This is a genomic window from Neobacillus sp. B24 (genome assembly GCF_055381825.1).
This window is the reverse complement of record NZ_AP035777.1, coordinates 4,682,418-4,702,448: the sequence shown is the minus strand read 5'-3', so window position 1 is coordinate 4,702,448 and position 20,031 is coordinate 4,682,418. Positions and strand designations below refer to the sequence as shown.

Genomic DNA, 20,031 nt, shown 5'->3' with positions numbered 1-20,031 from the left:
CCTTTCTAATCAAGATTTTCTTTAAACCATTGAATGGTTTCAGTTAAGCCATCAGTAAATGAAATAGTTGGTTCAAAGTTTAATAGCATTTTCATTTTATCTATATCAGGGAACCGATTAGGGATTTCTTCAAAGCCAATGGGGAAGACATCTTCGAATGGAACATGAATAATAGGAGAGCTGGAGTTGGTCAAATTCTTAATTAAAATGGCTAGATTTAAGATATTCATTTCATTTTGGGAGCCAATATTAATAATTTGATTATTACATTTCTCGTCCATTGCTCTGATTGTTGCCTCAACCGCATCAGTCACGTAAGTAAAACATCTTGTTTGGGTTCCGTCCCCATATACTTGGAGTGGTTCACCTTTTAAGGCGGCACTGATAAAACGGGGAATAACTCCTGCATACGGGCCTTCTTTTGCGCGTGGTCCATAAATATTGAAATAACGAACAACAGAAACAGCTAATCCTTGCATTCCATATCCAAGACAAAGTGTTTCTTCTAATGTTTTACTTACAGCATAGCTCCATCGAAGCCTATCGGTGGAGCCATACAGTCTGTCGTCCTTTTCCGAAAAAGGTGGAGATCCTTTTCCGTATACTTCCGATGTAGAGGCAAAAACAACCCTCTTACCATATTTATTGGCAGACCGTAAGATATTTCTTGTTCCGTCAATATTTGTTTCCATTAACTCTAGGGCTTTATCCATTGTATTTTTAACTCCTAAAATAGCAGCTAAATGAAAGACAACATCATGGTTTGCTACTAAAATATCAATCATTTCCTTATCTAAGACACTTAATTTTAAATATGCAATGTTTTGGAATAATTTCTGATGATAGGGTTGATTTCCGTTGTATAAATTATCAATTATTGTAACTTTACATCCCCGTCTTGAAAGTTCTTCCGCTAAATGGGATCCGATAAACCCGGCTCCCCCTGTGATAAGGCAACGAATTGTTTGATGACTCATATTCCATCCTTCTTTCTGAGCGAGCGGAGGATCCCTCTCGTATCAATAATTGACTTCCCAAATTCCTGGATTAATTCCCAGTGAATCGTACTATGATCCGTTAAGATCACAACCACATCGGTTTGTTGAATTTCATCCTTAGTTAGTTCAACAGAATGATGGGTTATGCCCTGAACTGAAATGGATGAGAAGTATGGGTCATGATATCTTACATCAAATCCTTCATTGATTAATTGGTTAAAAATATCTAGTGAAGGTGATTCGCGGAGGTCGTTTACATCCTTTTTATACGCCATACCAATAAGCAGAACTATGCTATCTTTTCCCGTTGCCATTTCTTGTACCTGCTTCACAATGTTTAACGGCATCTGTTTATTTACATTTTGGGCTGATTCAATCAAGCTGCTATTTAATCCGTGCTGGTTTACCTTCCATTGGAAATAGAGGGGGTCAACAGGAATACAGTGCCCGCCAATTCCTGGACCCGGCCAATAAGGAGTGAAGCCGAATGGTTTTGTGGCAGCTGCTTGTAGTGCCTCGTAAAAATCGATATTCAGCTCCCTGCATAATTGGAAAACTTCATTTACCAGAGAAATGTTGACGAAACGTTGGATATTCTCGAATAGTTTGCACATTTCAGCTATTCTCGGTGAACTTACAGGCACGACTTTATCAAAACAATGTTGATATAAGGAGATCACTCTATTTTTACATTCCGTTGTTTGACCGCTAACAACTTTTGGAATGGATTGGAGAGAAAAATTGCGATTACTTGGATCAATTCTTTCAGGCGAGTAGCCTAGGAAGAAATCTTGTCCCACTTTTTTTCCTGATTGTTCTAGGATTGGCAAAATTACTTCCTCTAGTGTTCCTGGATAAGAGGAACTTTCAAATATAATCGTTAATCCCTGCGGTAAATTTTTTTGAATAAAGACAGCAGCAGACTTGATGGCATCCAAATCGGGTTCATCATTTTCGTCAAGAGGTGTTGGTACAGTGACAATACAATAGGATGCATTACGAAATTCGGTGAGTGATTTCTCAGGAAGAGATGCCCTAAATTGCCCTTTTGATATTGTATCCTGCAAAAGGAGACTGGGGACATCGGGAATATAACTGTTTCCAGTCAATAAGCTGGCAATTTTCCTCTCATCTTTATCGATCCCTAGTACAGAAAATCCGCACTCGGCAAAATGGATTGCGAGAGGAAGCCCAACATAGCCTAATCCGATTACAACCACCTTTTCATGTTTACCTGTCATTTTGTTCTTCCTTTCTTCCTTAGGTGTGAACATTTTTTTCTTCCTCTGGAACTGTATCTTTTTGAATTTAAGGGGAATTTCGAAAAAAAATGTCCCTTCATTCAGCAGTACCAGATATTTAACAGGATATGAAAACAGCAGACAAGGTGTATAAATAAAGAACCCATTTATTGGTGAAATGGGTTCTTTATGGTCCAATCCTCTTTTTCTTGAGGGCATATAATAACAAACATAATGATAAGGAAGGGGTAATTTTTAGGATGTCAACAAATAAGAAATGTTCAAAATGTAAGCAGGATTGTTGTAAGTGTAAGCAAAATATGGAGGTTGATGTGGTAATAAACATTAATCTGGCAAACGGTGGAACAGGTTCATATGGGGATGGATCTACCAACTCACAATATGAAATTAATACTAGAAATCTTTCAGAAGAAAATTATGAAATAGATATCAGAACAGGATCAAAAAAGAAAAAAAAGGATAAATGATTTCTGCTTATATATTTCATATGAAGGGACGGTATGTAAGAAGTTGATTACAGTAAGCCTAGCGATGATTGTAAAAAATGAAGAAGATACGATCGGCAGATGTTTAGATTCTGTTAAAGATCTGGTTGATGAAATCATTATTGTAGACACCGGGTCATCGGATCAGACGAAAGAAATTGCGAGTAAGTATACGAATATGATTTATGATTTCGAGTGGATTGATGATTTTGCAGCCGCTCGTAATTTCTCATTTGCTCAAGCAACAAAGGAATATATTTTTTGGCTAGATGCCGATGATGTATTGTTGGAGGAAGATAGAAAGAAGTTTCTCACCCTCAAAAGTCAATTGGACCAGCAAGTAGATTCAGTCTCGATGCATTATAACCTTGAGTTGGATGACTATGGAAATGTACTTTCAAGTTTAAGGAGAAATCGTCTGGTTAAAAGGGAAAATAATTTCAAATGGATTGGAGCTGTTCATGAGTATCTTGAAGTAGGCGGAAACATCATAAATAGTGATATCTCCATCACCCATTTTAGTATCCGTCATGATGCAGACCGGAATCTTAGAATATATGAAAAGCTCCGGGAGAGAAAACAAGAATTTTCTCCCCGGGATTTATTTTATTACGCCAATGAATTATTTGACCATCAAATGTATCCACAGGCGATCAAGTATTATAAACAGTTTTTATCAACAAAAAAGGGATGGGTGGAAGATTATATTTCGGCCTGTGCTAATTTATCAGATTGTTATCACCAATTAGGTGACAAGGAAAATGAAGTCATGTATGTTCTTCGTTCATTTGAATATGACACACCTAGAGCTGACTTTTGCTGCAGGTTGGGTTATTTTTTTCTAAAAAATAATAGCCCCTTTCAAGCGATATTCTGGTATAAACTTGCAATAAGCCTAGAAAAACCTGTTGATTGGGGCAGAGTAAACCATGCTTGCTGGACATGGCTGCCACACTTGATGCTGTATACTTGTTATTCTCAGTTGGGAGAATGGGAACTTGCGTTTAACCATAATGAGGAAGCTGCACGCTATTTGCCTGACCATCCAAGTATTGTGAAAAATAGACAGTATTTAGAAGCTGTGCGCAGGAGAAATCAACTTATTGAAAATGAGGAAAAATGGCAGTTAGTTGCTGACAAGGTTGATAAACATTTCCTTCAAACAAATGGCGAAGATAGATTAAATCTTACATTCATCATGGACCATGCAAATTTGTGCGGGGGAGTTAAGATGATTCTGGAATATGCCAATTATTTAATAAAATGCGGACATCATGTAAATATCGTATGCCGGGATCCCAAGCCGGATTGGATGCAAATTGATGCATCTTATATTCAAGTTCCTGAGGATGAATATTTCGTCAATGCTATACCTGAAACAGATATTATCATAACTACCTACTATAGACAGATGGTCGATTGCTTTCTGGCAGAAAAAGCGCCAGTAATCCATTTCGAACAGGGGGACACGTACATTTTTGAGTTTGAAACGTACGATCAGACCAGGCAGGATGAAATACGGCAATATTGGTCAGTACCTATCCCGATTATCGCAGTTTCTGGTTGTCTGGCTAAACATATAGATAATCACTTTCATCGAAAACCAAGGATATTGCCCTATGCGTTAAATGATAAGGTGTTTTTTTCGAGGGACGAATTAGGAAGGTCGTATCCGCCGCAAATTATGTTTGTTGGACCTGAACAATGGCATTTTAAAGGAATCTCGGACATTATCAAGAGCATTAACATTGTTCGGGAAAAAGGATACAAAATAGAGCCAGTTTGGGTAACACAAATTCCCCCGGATTCAGTGTTTGAAGGGAACATTTATATCCGTCCAGCACTTGATGAGCTAGGCGAGCTATACAGGTCCGCTGATATATTTATTTGCGGTTCCCACTATGAGTCGTTTGGTTTGCCGCCATTAGAGGCTATGACATGTGGTTGTGCGGTTGTTTCTACCCGAAATGTGGGAGTAATGGAATATGCAGAGCACGAGATAAATAGTTTGCTTGTTAATATTGGAGATCCAGTTGATCTGGCTAATACAATCACTGAGCTATTGGATGATGAGGAAAAGAGAATTCGTCTGGTAAAAGGAGGATACGAAACAGCGAAAAGATATAATATAGAAAGGGTAATTGTAAACATGGAAAGGTATTTATACGGAGCTATAAAAATCAGTAATGACTTAAGCAGGGATAAGATACTGGATATTAATTCTCATTAGAACATATTAATCGTACATTTTGATTGGTTGTCCAATCATGGTGCTGCTATTTCCATATAATGTTGTTTGTAGGAAGGTGGTGATACCATGATGTTTGCAACCGGTTCAACAGGGGGAACAGGGTCAACAGGGTCAACAGGTTCCACGGGATCTACCGGCGCATTTACTTCCGGATTAACCTGGTCAAGTTTTCGCTTTAACAACCATGCTATGGAACAGCTGGAAAAAGATCATCAAGTTAGCTTAAGGACAGGGCATAAAAATAATTACTAACAGGATAACACATGTTATCCAAACCAGTCCTATAGAGACACTCAATTGAGTGTCTCATTTTTTTAAAAATAGAAGGGTGATATAGGTTAATATTCTAAACCATCTCAGCTTGTTTGCATAGGTTATCTTGTACACATATTTATTAACGCTTGATTCCGATGACTAAAATGATTTGGCGGCCCAAAAAAGGAGGTGCTTACTATGAAACTATCTGTTGTAATACCAGTGCAGGATGAGGAAAAAACAATCGGTGGAGTTTTACAAGAAGTGAGAAAACTAAACCCATTTGAGGTAATTGTTGTCCTAAATGGTTCAACTGATTGTACTGGGCAAATTGCACAAAGTTATGCTTGTAAGGTTTTAAATTATAAAGAAGCATTGGGGAATGATCTTGGCAGGGCAATTGGTGCGAAACATGCTTCTGGTGATATCGTGTTATTTATAGATGGTGATATAAAGATTGAGGCCTCAAAGCTATTGCCATTTATACAGGCAATTGAAAAAAAAGGATTTGATGTTGCGCTTAATGATCTTTCGTTGTTGGCCTATATTAAGCAATGTCCCCATTACACAACTGTTTGTAAACTGGCCATTAATCATTTTCTCAGAGAGAATGAACTATCTCTCAACTCATTCCTAGCTATTCCACACACGCTATCACGAGAGGCAATCCAGAAAATTGGCTGGAGGAATCTTGCGGATCCCATTTTAGCACAGGCTATCGCTGTAAAGGCAGGACTTAAATTTTGTTCTCCTTTATATGTAGATGTCATAAACACTAACAGGCTTCGCAATGTTCACAGCAGAATAGATCCTAAGTCAAACGTTCCTGTTACAACAAGTCGGATTATTGGAGATCATTTGCGTGCCATATCCTATCTAACAACTCACTATGGAGTACGTGCAGGTTTTCAAACTAGTCAAGAAAAATGGGGGCAGCCGAATTTTATCACATCAAGTCCAGGAATAAAGTATAACCGGAATATAACATATAGTGCCATTATTGAATTATCCCAAGAAACCAAGCAGCTGGATCTCCTTATTTCAGAAGTGAAAAAGGCGGGTATACAGGATATTATCCTGGTCGGAAGTGAATTAACAACCGATTTTTATAATAGATATTCACGTGAATTGACCATCATTGAATTTAAAGCTGGCTATAGCCCGATTGTTGCAAGATTTGCAGGAGCCCTGCAAGCATCCACTGATATCAGTATTTTTCTTAAAATGGATCAGCCCCTTATGGCTAAAGATATCATTCCTTTCCTAGCATCAATAAAGAATGGCAGCGGAATAGCTTTATGTGATCGAAAAGAGTTGTTAGACAAGTTCCATCCAACTGATCCCGTCAGTATTGGTCAATATTTTCTAAATATGGCATTGGCGAGACAGGATCTCTTTAATAATAGTCTTTATTCCGTACCCTATGCTCTTCATAAGCGAGTATTTGAATCAATTGGGTATGAAGCTTTGTTGAATCCTGCTCTAGCCCAAACAAAGGCGCAACTATCGGGCATAAAGATTGATGTTATAAAACAAAAACACCTTCCGCCTCTGGAGTCAAAGGATAACAGCATCAATAACGTTGTGTTAGGGGATCAACTAGAGGCATTATCCTATTTGATTAAACAAACTGATGCAAGAGGTGGCTTTACAGACGGATCAAGAAAAAGAGAATGGATTAACTAGAATGTAGGTCTTATAGATACAATACCCATTTATTTTTCTAGAAAGGGATGTGAAGAAATGAATCAAACATTGTCCGTAATTATTCCCTATTGGAGTGATATAGACGATTTGAAGAAAGTGATCAATACTGCCAAGGAGCTTTCCCCCCTTGAAATTGTTGTGGTTGTAAATAAGGAAAGCAAAGAAGCAGGGGAGTTACAAAAAGGCCTAAAATGTAAAGTAACTTTGATGGATATGAACGATCAAGAAAAGATGTATCATCTGATTGGTGTAAAAACTGCATTAGGAGAGGTTTTGCTATTTTTAGATGGTGATGTCGTTATTCCTTTACAGGAATTAAAGGAATTTGTTCAGCCGCTGTTCAATGGTGAAGCAGATATGGTCGTTAACAATTTAGATTATTTTTTAGAAAAAGGAACATATCTTAGTCCTAATATGGTATGGTGTCAAAATTTAAATGAATTATCAGGACGAAGGGATTGGAATATCGATACTCTGCTTTCATTTCCCTATGCTTTCACAAAGGAACTTGTCGATAACCCTGAATTGAAAGGTATTGAAAATCCACTTCTAATGCAGATGAAAGTATTTGGAGGCAGCTGGAGAATCAAGAGAGGGGATGTTTCTAAATGGATTCCAATTGATAAACTTCGTCCTTTCCATGAATTGAATCAACATATATTTAATGACTTTCTTGATGCCTTAAAAGTATGGCTCAGTATAAAGGGCCATCGGGGCGGAATGAAAACAGGCGGTAAAAGACTCGATATTCTGGACCAGTTAAAAAAGAATAAAACCTTTCCTTATATTAAGAAGGGCTGGGGGGGGACATCTTCCCGTTACAATGGAAAGCAGTTGTCTATTATCATCCCTGCACAAAACGAGGAATTAACAATCGAAGCAGTTATTTTGGAGGCAAGAAAATTGGATCCTATAGAAATTATTGTTGTTGTGAATGGATCGGCTGATAAAACTGCTGAGATTGCTTCCAATCTAGGGGCAACGATTATTGAGTACCGGGAACGCCTGGGTCATAATATGGGGCGCTCAATTGGAGCATTAGAATCAAGGGGTGATATTATTTTGTTTATCGATTCTGATTTTGCTATTCCTGCAGATGATTTACTTCCTTTTGTTGAAGCAGTTGCAAATGGGGTCGATATGGCACTCAATGATTTAAATAGCTATCTGCCAATACAATACCCACTTCATAATGTCAGTGCCTTTAAATATGGATTAAATCTAATCAGTCGTAAAAGTAATTTAGGAATCGGCTCCTTATTGGCAGTTCCGAATGCAATCAGCAGAACTTGTTTGAATCATGTTGGGTTTGAGACACTCGTATGTCCGAGCTTGGCTCAAGTAAAAGCAATTGTAAATCACTTTAAAGTAGCATGTGTACATCCAGTAGATGTAATGAAGCCGAATCGTATGCGTCCTGAACAGCATTTAGGCAGCTATATAGATGGCGGAAGCAGAGAAGAAATTATCAATAAATTAATGAAAGATGAACGATTTGATGATTATCAAAGGGAATTGAATAAGATCATGCCACAAACAAGGGGGTGGGGAATCACTTCTTCTTTGTATAATGGAAAACAGCTGTCAGTCATTATTTCAGCTCAAAATAATGGGCAGACAGTTGAAAAGGTCATTCGCGAAGCACGAAAGATTGAACCATATGAGGTTATTGTTATTGTAAATGGTTCACAGGATGACACTGAAGAGATAGCAAAGAAACTCGGGACTACAGTTATAAAAACAGAACAACAATTAGATTATGATACAGCTCATGCTATAGGGGCGCTTGCATCCAGAAGTGACATTATCTATTTTGTTGATGCGGCCCAAAAAGGACAAACACCAGCAGAACAACGCATTATCGGTGACCATTTGGAGGCTATTTCGTTTCTAATCAATACTGATGAACAATGGCATTGAACTGATTGGGGGCTGACATCCATTTTTAGGGACAGTTCCAGAGCTGTTCCTTCTAAGTAGTAAAAAACATTTGATAGAAAAAAAGATGGGAGAAAACAATAAAGATGCATAAATTATCAATTATCATAATGGGTATGGATAATTTAAATTCAAATGTCATTTCAAATGCCTGGTCAATATCTCCGTCTGAAGTAATAGTGGTAGTTTCTGATCTTGCCACCGAAGAAGAAGTCAAACTTGCGGAATCAACAGGCTGCAAAATTATTATTAAAAATCATTTAGCTAGTAATAATGAATATGTTCTAGGATTGAAAGAAGCTAAGGGTGATATCGTATTATTCTTAAATGGTGATCATGTGATTGGGCAAGAACAAATTACATCTTTTATTCAACCTATCATGAATGGTGAGGCCGATGTCGTTATGAATAATTTGACGTCCGTGTTCCTTGCTAACCGGATAAAACAATGGCCTGACACCATAACACTTTGGAGGCAAGTGTTTAATGACAGTTTGGGATATCAACATTTATTAATTGATTCGCTTTTGTCAATGCCGTATGCCCTATCAAGGCAGGTTATTCAATCGGTAGGCATCAATGGTTTTGAGAATCTTGCCATTGCAAATTTGCTTATTCTTGAGCAAGAATGGAAGATTAGTAGACATATGTCTCTTCTTTTACAGTCTGAGATGTTTTTACCCCCACAACAATCTCGCTATTATGTTCCCATAACAGACTCTGAGCGTGAAATGGTTAAATCTTATTTGGAAGCATTTAAAATTTGGTTTCAGAAACATGGAGTAAGAGGCCAATATCATGATGCCGGCAGAAGAAGAGATATAATTAAAAATATCAAAGAAAATGGCAATTTGCATGACTATGCTATCATTTATAAAGGGAATGTAAAAAACTCCACTCAATATGATGGCAAACAGCTTTCAGTCATTATTCCCGCCCAAAATGAAGAAAAGTCGATTGGGATGGTAATCCATCAAGCAAGTCTAATTGACCCTATGGAAATTATTGTCGTTGTGAATGGTTCCAATGACAAAACGGAGGAAATTGCTAGACAATTAGGTGCTACGGTTATCGTTTTTCACGAGCCGTTGGGAATTGATGTAGGTCGGTCCATCGGTGCCTTAGAGGCAAAAGGAGATATTCTTCTTTTTATTGATGCTGACTTTTCGATATCCGCAACTGATCTTCGTCCGTTTTGCCAAGCAGTTATGAATGGGATTGATGTAGCGCTAAATAATTTAAATATTGATTACTTTCCCTTATATATTGTAAATTTATACAAATACATGCTGAATATTGCCTGCGGTCGCAAGGAGTTAGGAGTTGGTTCGATTGTGGCGGTGCCTCATGCATTAAGCAGACGCTGTCTTAATGGGATCGGATGGGATTCATTGATTAATCCCAATTTGGCACATGTAAAGGCAATTATGCAGGGCTATCAAGTTACTAATGTTCATTTTGTGGATGTGATGAAGCCGAATCGAATTCGTCCCGATCAGCATTTCTCGAAAAATGGACATCCAAAGGCAGTACTAAGAATTATTGGTGACCACTTGGAATCACTGGCATACTGGTTGGAGCATTCTTAATCTTGATTCTAAGAAATAGATCTAAACGGATAGAGGATAGAGAACTTGGGAACTTGGCAAGTAAGTCCCACTTACAAATAAACAACCGGCATTACAAGCCGGTTGTTAGCAATATTATTTATCTTTCTTTTCAAGTGTATTGCGAGATACGATATTATCGATTAAGCCATATTCCTTGGCGCGTTCAGCAGTCATGAAGTTATCACGATCTGTGTCACGCTGGATCACTTCAATTGGCTGGCCAGTACGCTCGGCTAAAATGCCGTTTAATTTTTCACGTAGGAAAAGAATCCGCTTAGCAGCAATTTCAATTTCAGTTGCTTGACCCTGTGCCCCGCCAAGCGGCTGGTGAATCATGACTTCTGCGTTCGGCAAGGCAAATCGCTTGCCCTTTTCTCCAGCTGCAAGCAAGAATGCGCCCATGGATGCTGCCATCCCAATACAAACAGTCGAGACGTTCGGGCGAATATATTGCATTGTATCATAGATTGCCATTCCGGCTGTAATGCTTCCGCCTGGGCTGTTGATGTAAAGGGTAATGTCTTTTTCAGGATTTTCTGCTTCCAAGAACAATAATTGCGCAACAATACTGTTTGCCACATTATCATCAATTGCGCTGCCAAGCATAATAATCCGGTCTTTTAACAAACGGGAATAAATGTCGTAAGCACGTTCGCCACGGTTTGTTTGTTCAATAACTGTAGGAATCAAATTCATTTTTCTTCCTCCTCTGAATGGAAATGTAAAAACTTATGTATTGTTATCATACAATGATGGTCAATAAAGGTCAAACAATATGCCTTCCAAAATTGTTCGACAACTTCCTTCATAAAGCATAACCAATTTGAATACTTTTTAAAACTAATTGGTTGGGACTTTGGGGGCCCACTAAGGGAAAATTGCTTAGAAAAATCCTCTTGTAATGTAAAGGAAGTTATCATATAATATAAAAGTCGCAAATAATTTTGCCCTCGTGGTGCAACGGATAGCACGTAAGATTCCGGTTCTTAAAATGTGGGTTCGATTCCTGCCGAGGGCGTAATAATGCTGAAAAATAAAGGTTTTTTGAGTGTATCTGGAAAAAAAGTGTCCTACTTTTGTCCGAGTACTTCGAAAAACCTTTATTTTTATTTTATTGTATTTTCTCTAACCAGCTATTCATAACTCATTATTTAGTTGTTCTGTGCGCTTAGACATATGCCCATATGTGTTTAACAAAATTAATTTATCTGTATCCCCTAGGCGGGCTCCAATGTAATTCATATCTGATACATTTGATTCCCATAGGATGGTTTCATGTATGGCGAAACATGTGTGGGTAACATGCATTAATTTTGACGCTTGCAAAGTGTCCGAAGCATATCGGCGTAATTAGGCATTTTTACTAATTCCCCTATAGGAATAATGAAAAAGAACGTTGGTCGATTTGAGTTCTACATATTCCTCTAATTCCAGGAATTTTTGTCTCTTCGCTGATGTTTTTACGGTTTTTGTTTTTGGGCAAAAGCAGAATGTTTACGATTAAAAGAGGACGAATCGGTAGTCTACATAGCTGATATGATTGAGTCGCTTTACAAAGCAGTTTCCGTGGAGAATGCCGGTATGTAACGGGCAATAATGGTGCATGCCTTTTTCTCCAAAGAAAAAGCAAACCTATTTCCCCAATCTACCATCACTCTAAACTAATATACATTCCCAGGAGCCCCTACTTTCATGTAAAATAACAGTAAGGGGGAGAAGGAAATGAACTTTAAACCAGGTTTATGGCAGCAGCAAACGCTAAAAATGACGATGACTCAAGAGTTGTCGCAGGCGATTGCATTATTGCAGTATTCAACGCAGGAGCTAACCGACTTTTTGGAAAATAAGGCACTTGAAAATCCCCTAATGCAAATTGAATATGTCAATGTAAGGCCTATGAATCCTTTGATTGATCGGAACCGCCGGAAATATCAAAAGGCCGAGAAGGATTGGATTGACCAAATTGCTGAGAAGCCCTATTCAATAGAAGAGCAATTAATTTCACAATTAAATATAAAAAAATTGTCAGAGGAACAGTTGAAGGTGATTCGCCGTTTGATTCAGAACCTTGATGAAAACGGTTACTTTACTGGGGATTTGAATGAGATCGCTGCAAAGTTAAACATTTCGGAGGAGTTGGCAGAGGACTGTCTGGTTGTGATTCAAACGCTTGAACCGGCGGGGATTGGGGCCAGAGACCTGCAGGAATGCCTGCTCATACAAGTGGAATATGGATTCCCGGAAAACGATTTGGCTAGAAAAATTATCTCTGGCTACTTCATTCCGTTTGCCGAAAAAAAGTGGAAGCAAATTGCAAAAGCGCTTCAAGTTTCTTTGAAGGAAATCCAGGATGTTTTTGATTGCATCCAGTTATTGAATCCGAAACCGGGGGCGATGTTAAAGGAGGATACCGCCCATTATATCATTCCGGATGTGATTGTCGAACCGACGGGGGAAGGATTAACCGTCAGAATGTTTGATGACCCGATACCAAAAATCAGCTTTAATGAGCCATACTATAACAAGTTCAAAAATCAGGATCAGCAAGTAAGCAAGTTTCTTCATGAGAAAGTCCAAGATTATCAGTGGATTTTGAAAAGCATTGAGCAGCGGAAAGAAACGTTAACACGAGTGGTGGCCATGATTGTCGAGAAGCAGCCGGGCTTTTTCCAAAAAGGACCTCAAGGCTTGCTGCCAATGACGATGAAGGAAATTGCTGTGGAGTTGGATGTTCACGAGTCAACTGTAAGTCGTGCTGTCCGCGAAAAATATGTCCAAACACCGGTGGGGACATTCCCATTGAAATCGTTCTTCACCAGCACAATTCAAACAACATCCGAGGATGAATCCACCTCCTCCAGCCAAGTGAAAAACGCTATAGGGAAACTTGTGGCCGAGGAAAACAAAGCAAAGCCGCTATCCGATCAGGAAATTGTTGACAGATTGAAAGCATTGGAGGGAATAGTTGTCTCCAGACGAACCATTGCCAAATACCGTGACCAGCTGGGGATTCCGGCGTCATCTAAACGAAAGCGGTTTAACTAGGGCCGTACCTTTTTGGTTAGCTTTATTTATAATTGACTTTAGAGGAAAAAAACCAAAACATCCGGTAGCATATAGAGAATCTATGCGACCGAGAAGTGGAAAAACTAAATCACCCGGTAGCATATAGAGGTCTATGCACCGCATCTTGACTTACTGAAAGAAGGTTTTAACTATATGTCACAACCAACGATCACATTATATACAAGAACAGGCTGTCCACTATGCGATAAGGCGAAGGCGGCAATTACCGAGCTCAAAGAAGAATGGGATTTCACTCTCGAGGAGATTGATATCGAGAAAGATGATGAATTGCATGAACGCTACGGATTGATGATTCCGGTCGTGCATATCGACGGTGAAGAGGTCGCTTATGGGTTTATTAACAAATTTGACATAAGCAACCGTTTACATGAAAAAAGCCAGAGTTTATGAGTTGAAATACATTTTCACTCCTGCTACAATAAAAACCGTAGACAGGGTGATTTTTTTTTGGTTGTCGTGGGACATAATATGTCTATGGTGGACATTTTGCGACCAACGGCATATAATAAAGGAGAATGAAACATGCAGTCATTCATCGACATTACAAAAAGATTATTGCCCGATTTCTTTCAAGTCCTGCAAAAACGCTATACCATTCTCAGGTACATAGGATTTATGCAGCCGGTGGGGAGAAGGAGTTTGGCAGCCAGTCTTGGCCTGACTGAAAGAATCCTTCGTAGTGAAGTAGAATTCCTCAAAGAGCAGAATCTTATTTACTCGAACAATATTGGCATGAGTTTAACCCTTGAAGGGAAAAATCTGTTAGAGGATTTGGAAGGCTTCATGCGAGAGTGGAAGGGAATCGATGTCATGGAGCTTGAGCTGAAGCATCGTCTTGGCATCAAAAAAGTTATCATCGTTCCTGGAAACAGTGACGAGTCCCCGATGGTAAAAGCGGAGCTTGGCAAAGCAAGTGCAGTCTGCATGAAAAAGCTTTTTAAAGGGGAAAATATCATCGCTGTCACTGGCGGCTCAACCATGGCTGCTGTCGCAGAACGGTTGACTCCCGAGCATGACGAGAAGGAATTGCTGTTTGTTCCGGCACGCGGCGGAATTGGCGAAGATGTTCATAACCAGGCCAACACCATTTGCGCCAAAATGGCCGAAAAAACTCATTCCAAGCATCGCGTGTTTTATGTGCCTGATCAAGTCAGCACAGAATTTTACAATTCCCTGATTAAAGAGCCTGGGATTGATGAGATTTTGCAATTAATTCGTTCCGCTAACATGGTTTTGCACGGAATTGGAGATGCTATTACAATGGCCGAGCGGCGAAAAACCAGCCAAGAGACTCTGAAAAAGCTCGAAGCTGACGATGCAGTCGGGGAAGCATTCGGCTACTACTTTAACGAAAACGGTGAGGTTGTCCACAAAGTGCTGACAATTGGCCTACAGCTTGAGGATCTTGCCGAAATTCCCAATGTGCTTGCAGTTGCAGGCGGTGCCTCCAAGGCCAAGGCAATCAAAGCCTATATGAAACAAGCTCCTGCCTCAACCATTCTCATTACCGATGAGGGGGCTGCAACAAAGCTGTTGAAAGGCTGACAACAAGTATAGCTGCACCAAGTTTATGAAAAGGATTTATCCTTTTTAAAAATAAAAACCCTACCCATTTAAGGAGGAAATTAACATGACAGTAAAAGTTGGTATTAATGGATTTGGACGTATCGGTCGTAACGTATTCCGTGCGGCATTGAACAATAGCAACATTGAAATCGTGGCAATCAACGATTTAACAGATGCAAATATGCTTGCACACCTTTTAAAATATGACACCGTACACGGAACACTTGCCGAGGACGTAACTGTTGACGGCGAATACTTAGTAGTTGGCGGCCAAAAAGTGAAGGTTCTTGCTGAGCGCGATCCTGCACAACTTGGCTGGGGCAGCCTTGGAATTGACGTAGTAGTTGAATCTACTGGCCGCTTCACAAAGCGTGAAGATGCAGCGAAACACCTTGAAGCTGGTGCTAAAAAGGTTATCATCTCCGCTCCAGCAACAAACGAAGATATCACGATCGTAATGGGCGTTAACGAAGACAAATACGATGCAGCAAAACATGATGTTATCTCAAACGCTTCTTGTACTACAAACTGCTTGGCTCCATTTGCAAAAGTATTAAATGACAAGTTCGGCATCAAGCGTGGTATGATGACAACTATTCACTCTTATACAAATGACCAGCAAATCCTAGACTTGCCGCACAAAGACTACCGTCGTGCTCGTGCAGCAGCTGAAAACATGATCCCAACATCAACTGGTGCTGCAAAGGCAGTTGCTCTAGTTTTACCAGAACTAAAAGGCAAATTAAACGGTATGGCAATGCGTGTACCAACTCCAAACGTTTCTGTTGTTGACCTTGTTGCTGAATTAGAAAAAGATGTAACAGTTGATGAAATAAACTCTGCTTTAAAAGCTGCTGCTGAAGGTGAATTAAAAGGTATTCTTGCTTACAGCGAACTTCCATTAGTATCTACTGACTACAATGGTGCAACTGTTTCTTCTACAATCGATGCCCTTTCCACAATGGTTATGGAAGGCAGCATGGTTAAAGTTCTTTCTTGGTACGATAACGAAGTTGGTTACTCTAACCGCGTAGTTGACCTTGTTGATTACATCGCAAAAAAAGGACTTTAATCTCTGGATAAGATTGGAATCTTTGCAACAAACTATTTATAATGAGTAAGGGTAATTCCAAGGGGAGTGGGTGAGCGTGCCCCTCTCCTTTTTTACTGTAATTTTAAAGCCACTACATAGGAGGTCCTTTTTCCATGAACAAAAAGTCAGTAAAAGATATCGATGTGAAGGGTAAACGCGTATTCTGCCGGGTTGATTTCAACGTACCGATGCAGGATGGAAAAATCACCGACGAAACACGGATTCGTGCAGCACTGCCAACGATTCAGTATTTAATCGAGCAAGGTGCAAAGGTTATTTTAGCAAGCCACCTGGGCCGCCCGAAAGGTAAAGTGGTCGAGGAAATGCGCTTAACACCAGTAGCTGCCCGGTTATCACAACTTCTAGGCAAGGATGTTAAAAAAGCCGATGAAGCTTACGGGGATTCAGTAAAAGCGTTAATTAGTGAAATGGGCGAGGGCGACGTTCTTTTGTTAGAGAATGTTCGCTTCTATCCTGGTGAAGAAAAGAATGATGCAGAACTTGCAAAATCATTCGCCGAGCTTGCTGATGTGTATGTAAACGATGCGTTTGGTGCTGCTCACCGTGCCCATGCTTCTACTGAAGGTATTGCTCACCATCTTCCTGCAGTTTCAGGATTCTTAATGCAAAAAGAGCTAGATGTTCTTGGAAAAGCATTATCTAACCCTGAGCGTCCATTCACAGCGATTATTGGCGGAGCAAAGGTGAAGGACAAAATTGGCGTTATCGAAAATCTTTTAGAAATAGTTGATAACCTGATTATTGGCGGAGGCCTCGCTTATACGTTTGTGAAGGCACAAGGTCATGAAATCGGAAAATCATTGCTGGAAGAAGATAAGATTGACTTAGCGAAATCTTTCATGGAAAAAGCAAAAGAAAAGGGCGTTAACTTCTATATGCCGGTTGATGCGGTAGTTGCAGACGATTTCTCTGCAGATGCAAACACTAAAGTGGTTGGTATCGAAGAGATTCCAGCTGATTGGGAAGCACTCGATATCGGACCAAAAACAGCAGAAATCTATCGTGATGTGATTCAAAAATCGAAACTTGTTATCTGGAACGGACCAATGGGTGTATTCGAAATCGACAAGTTTGCTGGCGGCACGAAGGCAGTTGCTGAAGCTCTTGCCGATGCTTCAGGCACTTATTCCGTTATCGGTGGCGGTGACTCTGCTGCAGCAGCTGAAAAATTCGGCCTTGCTGAAAAAATGAGCCACATTTCCACTGGCGGCGGCGCTTCATTAGAGTTTATCGAAGGAAAAGCACTTCCTGGCGTTGTGGCATTAAACGATAAATAGGAAATTTATAGGCGGATTCTACGCGGAATTGCCTTAATTCTACGTAAAAGTGGGATAATTCCACGTGGATTTGAATTAATTCTACGTAAAAACAAGGTAATTCTACGTGAATCTGCATTAATTCTACAAAATTAAGGGTGAATTCTACATAACACCCCGAAGAGAGGATGTTCCAGCATGCGTAAACCGATTATTGCAGGAAACTGGAAAATGCATAAAACACTTTCCGAGGCAAAGAGCTTTGCTGAAGAAGTGAAGGGCCTAGTCCCTGCACCAGATAAGATGGATTCTGTCATCTGTGCACCAGCGTTATTTTTACAAGGTCTTGTGGAAACCGTTCAAGGCAGCAATGTAAAAATTGGCGCGCAAAACATGCACTTTGAAGAAAAGGGTGCCTTTACCGGAGAAATCAGCCCGGTAGCACTTGCGGACCTTGGCGTTCAATACGTCATCATCGGCCACTCTGAGCGCCGTGAAATGTTTAATGAAACTGACGAGTCTGTGAACAAAAAAGTACTTGCAGCATTCAAGCACAACCTAACACCAATCGTTTGCTGTGGTGAAACACTTGAGCAACGTGAAAACGGCGAGACCATGAATCTCGTTGGCTCACAAATTCAAAAAGCCCTACAAGGCCTAACTGAAGATCAAGTAAAACAAACCGTCATCGCCTACGAACCAATCTGGGCAATCGGAACCGGCAAATCTTCTACATCACAAGATGCTAACGAAGTATGTGCTCATATCCGCCAAGTCGTCGCACAACAATTTTCACAGGATACAGCTGATGCCGTTAGAATTCAATACGGCGGCAGTGTTAAACCGGAAAATATTAAAGAATACATGGCACAGCCGGATATTGACGGTGCCCTAGTTGGTGGAGCCAGCCTAGAGCCGCAATCATTTTTACAATTACTAGAAGGTGGAAAATATGAGTAAAGCTCCTGTAGCTTTAATCATCCTAGACGGTTTCGGCTGCCGGGATGAACAAAAAGGTAATGCGGTTTATCATGCGAAAAAGCCAAACTTCGACCGCTATTGGGAAACCTATCCGCACTCACACTTAACTGCAAGCGGTGAAGCGGTGGGTCTGCCGGAAGGTCAAATGGGGAACTCCGAAGTCGGCCATCTAAACATCGGAGCCGGCCGGATTGTCTACCAAAGCCTAACCCGTGTGAACATTGCCATCCGTGAGCATGAATTTGAAAAAAATGAAACGTTCCTTGGGGCAATGGAGCACGTGAAAAAGAATGGTACTGCTCTTCATCTGTTCGGCTTACTTTCAGATGGCGGCGTGCACAGCCACATTGACCATATGTTTGCACTGCTGAAGCTGGCTAAAGAAGAAGGCGTTGAAAAGGTATATCTTCATGCTTTCCTTGACGGCCGTGATGTTGGTCCGCAAACAGCTCCAACATATATTCAGCAGACTATGGACAAATTGAAGGAGTATGGTGTTGGTGAAATCGCAACGATTTCCGGACGCTACTACTCAATGGACCGTGACAAGCGCTGGGAGCGTGTGGAAAAATCGTACCGCGCCATGGTTTACGGTGAAGGTCCAGCATACACCAATCCATTGGAAGTCGTTGAGGATTCCTATTCTCACGGAATCTTTGATGAATTCGTCATTCCGTCCGTAATTACGAAGGAAGATGGAAAGCCGGTTGCTACGATCCAGGATAATGATGCAGTCATTTTCTATAACTTCCGTCCTGACCGGGCGATCCAAATTTCTAACACATTTACGAACGAGGACTTCCGTTCATTTGATCGTGGAGAGAAGCATCCTAAGCATTTACATTTTGTATGCTTAACGCACTTCAGTGAATCAGTTGATGGCTATGTTGCCTTCAAACCAACCAACCTGGACAACACACTAGGTGAAGTACTGGCTCAAAATAATCTGAAACAGCTTCGTATTGCCGAAACGGAAAAATATCCACACGTCACTTTCTTTATGAGCGGCGGCCGTGAAGATAAATTCCCAGGCGAAGAGCGGATCCTAATCAACTCACCGAAGGTTCCGACTTACGACCTTCAGCCTGAAATGAGTGCATATGAAGTGACCGATGCTCTTTTAAAAGAAATTCAAGCTGACAAATTCGATGCGATTCTCTTAAACTTTGCTAACCCGGACATGGTCGGCCACTCAGGCAAGCTTGAGCCAACGGTTAAAGCGATCGAAACGGTTGATGAATGTTTAGGAAAAATCGTCGATGCAATTCTTGCCAAAGGCGGTACAGCAATTATCACTGCTGACCATGGGAACGCTGATGAAGTGGTAACCCTTGAAGGCAACCCGATGACAGCACACACTACTAACCCAGTGCCTGTAATCGTGACAAAACAAGATGTTGAGCTTCGCGACGGTGGAATTCTTGGCGATTTAGCGCCTACCATTCTTGACCTGCTGAAAGTCAATCAGCCTGCTGAAATGACTGGAAAATCGTTAATTAAATAAATTTTTTCAAATAAAAG

At 40.3% G+C, this 20,031-nt stretch carries 16 protein-coding genes, 1 tRNA gene and 1 pseudogene; 15 read left to right on the top strand and 3 right to left on the bottom strand.

What is annotated here, in order from left to right:
* Window positions 1–5: 5 nt before the first annotated feature.
* Window positions 6–977: an NAD-dependent epimerase/dehydratase family protein gene (locus tag ACZ43M_RS23400; RefSeq protein ID WP_464504908.1), complete on the bottom strand. Its 972-nt coding sequence runs from the start codon at window positions 975–977 to the stop codon at window positions 6–8.
* Window positions 974–2,239: a nucleotide sugar dehydrogenase gene (locus ACZ43M_RS23395; RefSeq protein WP_464504907.1), complete on the bottom strand. Its 1,266-nt coding sequence runs from the start codon at window positions 2,237–2,239 to the stop codon at window positions 974–976. The genes ACZ43M_RS23400 and ACZ43M_RS23395 overlap by 4 nt, the downstream gene beginning before the upstream one ends.
* 260 nt (window positions 2,240–2,499) lie before the next feature.
* Between ACZ43M_RS23395 and ACZ43M_RS23390 the strand changes: the two genes are divergently transcribed.
* The 7 genes and pseudogenes from ACZ43M_RS23390 (at window position 2,500) to ACZ43M_RS23360 (ending at window position 10,485) form a co-directional block, all read left to right on the top strand.
* A complete protein-coding gene (locus ACZ43M_RS23390) occupies window positions 2,500–2,727 on the top strand; it encodes a hypothetical protein (protein ID WP_464504906.1) in 228 nt (75 codons plus the stop codon).
* Window positions 2,728–2,770: 43 nt separating this feature from the next.
* A pseudogene (locus ACZ43M_RS23385) lies at window positions 2,771–3,829 on the top strand (tetratricopeptide repeat-containing glycosyltransferase family 2 protein); the annotation flags it as partial.
* A 114-nt stretch (window positions 3,830–3,943) separates the two neighbouring features.
* Window positions 3,944–4,975, top strand: coding sequence for a glycosyltransferase family 4 protein (locus tag ACZ43M_RS23380; protein ID WP_464508100.1), 1,032 nt, complete (start codon window positions 3,944–3,946; stop codon window positions 4,973–4,975).
* 87 nt (window positions 4,976–5,062) lie between these two features.
* Window positions 5,063–5,248 carry a hypothetical protein gene (locus ACZ43M_RS23375; RefSeq protein WP_464504905.1) on the top strand — a complete coding sequence of 62 codons (186 nt, stop codon included), beginning with the start codon at window positions 5,063–5,065 and terminating at the stop codon, window positions 5,246–5,248.
* 201 nt (window positions 5,249–5,449) lie between these two features.
* Window positions 5,450–6,937 carry a glycosyltransferase family 2 protein gene (locus ACZ43M_RS23370; protein WP_464504904.1) on the top strand — a complete coding sequence of 496 codons (1,488 nt, stop codon included), beginning with the start codon at window positions 5,450–5,452 and terminating at the stop codon, window positions 6,935–6,937.
* A gap of 57 nt (window positions 6,938–6,994) precedes the next feature.
* Window positions 6,995–8,878: a glycosyltransferase gene (locus ACZ43M_RS23365; RefSeq protein ID WP_464504903.1), complete on the top strand. Its 1,884-nt coding sequence runs from the start codon at window positions 6,995–6,997 to the stop codon at window positions 8,876–8,878.
* A 104-nt stretch (window positions 8,879–8,982) separates the two neighbouring features.
* The gene (locus ACZ43M_RS23360; protein WP_464504902.1) at window positions 8,983–10,485 is read left to right on the top strand and encodes a glycosyltransferase family 2 protein; all 1,503 of its coding nucleotides are present in this window, start codon (window positions 8,983–8,985) and stop codon (window positions 10,483–10,485) included.
* A 114-nt stretch (window positions 10,486–10,599) separates the two neighbouring features.
* Here ACZ43M_RS23360 and clpP read toward each other — a convergent pair whose 3' ends face one another.
* Window positions 10,600–11,202 carry an ATP-dependent Clp endopeptidase proteolytic subunit ClpP gene (clpP, locus tag ACZ43M_RS23355; protein WP_464504901.1) on the bottom strand — a complete coding sequence of 201 codons (603 nt, stop codon included), beginning with the start codon at window positions 11,200–11,202 and terminating at the stop codon, window positions 10,600–10,602.
* A 250-nt stretch (window positions 11,203–11,452) separates the two neighbouring features.
* Here clpP and ACZ43M_RS23350 point away from each other — a divergent pair.
* The 8 genes from ACZ43M_RS23350 (at window position 11,453) to gpmI (ending at window position 20,014) form a co-directional block, all read left to right on the top strand.
* A tRNA-Arg gene (locus tag ACZ43M_RS23350) sits at window positions 11,453–11,524 on the top strand.
* Between the two features lie 704 nt (window positions 11,525–12,228).
* The gene (rpoN, locus tag ACZ43M_RS23345) at window positions 12,229–13,551 is read left to right on the top strand and encodes an RNA polymerase factor sigma-54 (RefSeq protein WP_464504900.1); all 1,323 of its coding nucleotides are present in this window, start codon (window positions 12,229–12,231) and stop codon (window positions 13,549–13,551) included.
* Between the two features lie 174 nt (window positions 13,552–13,725).
* Window positions 13,726–13,983 carry a glutaredoxin family protein gene (locus ACZ43M_RS23340; RefSeq protein WP_464504899.1) on the top strand — a complete coding sequence of 86 codons (258 nt, stop codon included), beginning with the start codon at window positions 13,726–13,728 and terminating at the stop codon, window positions 13,981–13,983.
* A 132-nt stretch (window positions 13,984–14,115) separates the two neighbouring features.
* Window positions 14,116–15,138, top strand: a complete 1,023-nt coding sequence (locus ACZ43M_RS23335) for a sugar-binding transcriptional regulator (protein ID WP_464504898.1) — start codon at window positions 14,116–14,118, stop codon at window positions 15,136–15,138.
* Between the two features lie 85 nt (window positions 15,139–15,223).
* A complete protein-coding gene (gap, locus tag ACZ43M_RS23330; RefSeq protein WP_464504897.1) occupies window positions 15,224–16,231 on the top strand; it encodes a type I glyceraldehyde-3-phosphate dehydrogenase in 1,008 nt (335 codons plus the stop codon).
* Window positions 16,232–16,365: 134 nt separating this feature from the next.
* Complete coding sequence (locus ACZ43M_RS23325; protein ID WP_464504896.1) at window positions 16,366–17,550, top strand: phosphoglycerate kinase; 1,185 nt, start codon at window positions 16,366–16,368, stop codon at window positions 17,548–17,550.
* 177 nt (window positions 17,551–17,727) lie between these two features.
* Window positions 17,728–18,489, top strand: coding sequence for a triose-phosphate isomerase (gene tpiA, locus ACZ43M_RS23320; protein WP_464504895.1), 762 nt, complete (start codon window positions 17,728–17,730; stop codon window positions 18,487–18,489).
* On the top strand, window positions 18,482–20,014 hold the full coding sequence (gene gpmI / locus ACZ43M_RS23315; protein WP_464504894.1) for a 2,3-bisphosphoglycerate-independent phosphoglycerate mutase: 1,533 nt from the start codon (window positions 18,482–18,484) through the stop codon (window positions 20,012–20,014). Before tpiA ends, gpmI begins: the two co-directional genes overlap by 8 nt.
* Window positions 20,015–20,031: the final 17 nt, after the last annotated feature.

What these genes read in the sequence shown, in the direction of transcription:
- ACZ43M_RS23390 (WP_464504906.1), top strand. Translation starts at nt 2,500, where the DNA reads ATGTCAACAAATAAGAAATGTTCAAAATGTAAGCAGGATTGTTGTAAG.
- clpP (WP_464504901.1), bottom strand. Translation starts at nt 11,202, where the DNA reads ATGAATTTGATTCCTACAGTTATTGAACAAACAAACCGTGGCGAACGT.
- ACZ43M_RS23375 (WP_464504905.1), top strand. Translation starts at nt 5,063, where the DNA reads ATGATGTTTGCAACCGGTTCAACAGGGGGAACAGGGTCAACAGGGTCA.
- ACZ43M_RS23340 (WP_464504899.1), top strand. Translation starts at nt 13,726, where the DNA reads ATGTCACAACCAACGATCACATTATATACAAGAACAGGCTGTCCACTA.
- ACZ43M_RS23400 (WP_464504908.1), bottom strand. Translation starts at nt 977, where the DNA reads ATGAGTCATCAAACAATTCGTTGCCTTATCACAGGGGGAGCCGGGTTT.
- rpoN (WP_464504900.1), top strand. Translation starts at nt 12,229, where the DNA reads ATGAACTTTAAACCAGGTTTATGGCAGCAGCAAACGCTAAAAATGACG.
- tpiA (WP_464504895.1), top strand. Translation starts at nt 17,728, where the DNA reads ATGCGTAAACCGATTATTGCAGGAAACTGGAAAATGCATAAAACACTT.
- ACZ43M_RS23365 (WP_464504903.1), top strand. Translation starts at nt 6,995, where the DNA reads ATGAATCAAACATTGTCCGTAATTATTCCCTATTGGAGTGATATAGAC.
- gap (WP_464504897.1), top strand. Translation starts at nt 15,224, where the DNA reads ATGACAGTAAAAGTTGGTATTAATGGATTTGGACGTATCGGTCGTAAC.
- ACZ43M_RS23335 (WP_464504898.1), top strand. Translation starts at nt 14,116, where the DNA reads ATGCAGTCATTCATCGACATTACAAAAAGATTATTGCCCGATTTCTTT.
- ACZ43M_RS23325 (WP_464504896.1), top strand. Translation starts at nt 16,366, where the DNA reads ATGAACAAAAAGTCAGTAAAAGATATCGATGTGAAGGGTAAACGCGTA.
- gpmI (WP_464504894.1), top strand. Translation starts at nt 18,482, where the DNA reads ATGAGTAAAGCTCCTGTAGCTTTAATCATCCTAGACGGTTTCGGCTGC.
- ACZ43M_RS23380 (WP_464508100.1), top strand. Translation starts at nt 3,944, where the DNA reads ATGGACCATGCAAATTTGTGCGGGGGAGTTAAGATGATTCTGGAATAT.
- ACZ43M_RS23395 (WP_464504907.1), bottom strand. Translation starts at nt 2,239, where the DNA reads ATGACAGGTAAACATGAAAAGGTGGTTGTAATCGGATTAGGCTATGTT.
- ACZ43M_RS23360 (WP_464504902.1), top strand. Translation starts at nt 8,983, where the DNA reads ATGCATAAATTATCAATTATCATAATGGGTATGGATAATTTAAATTCA.
- ACZ43M_RS23370 (WP_464504904.1), top strand. Translation starts at nt 5,450, where the DNA reads ATGAAACTATCTGTTGTAATACCAGTGCAGGATGAGGAAAAAACAATC.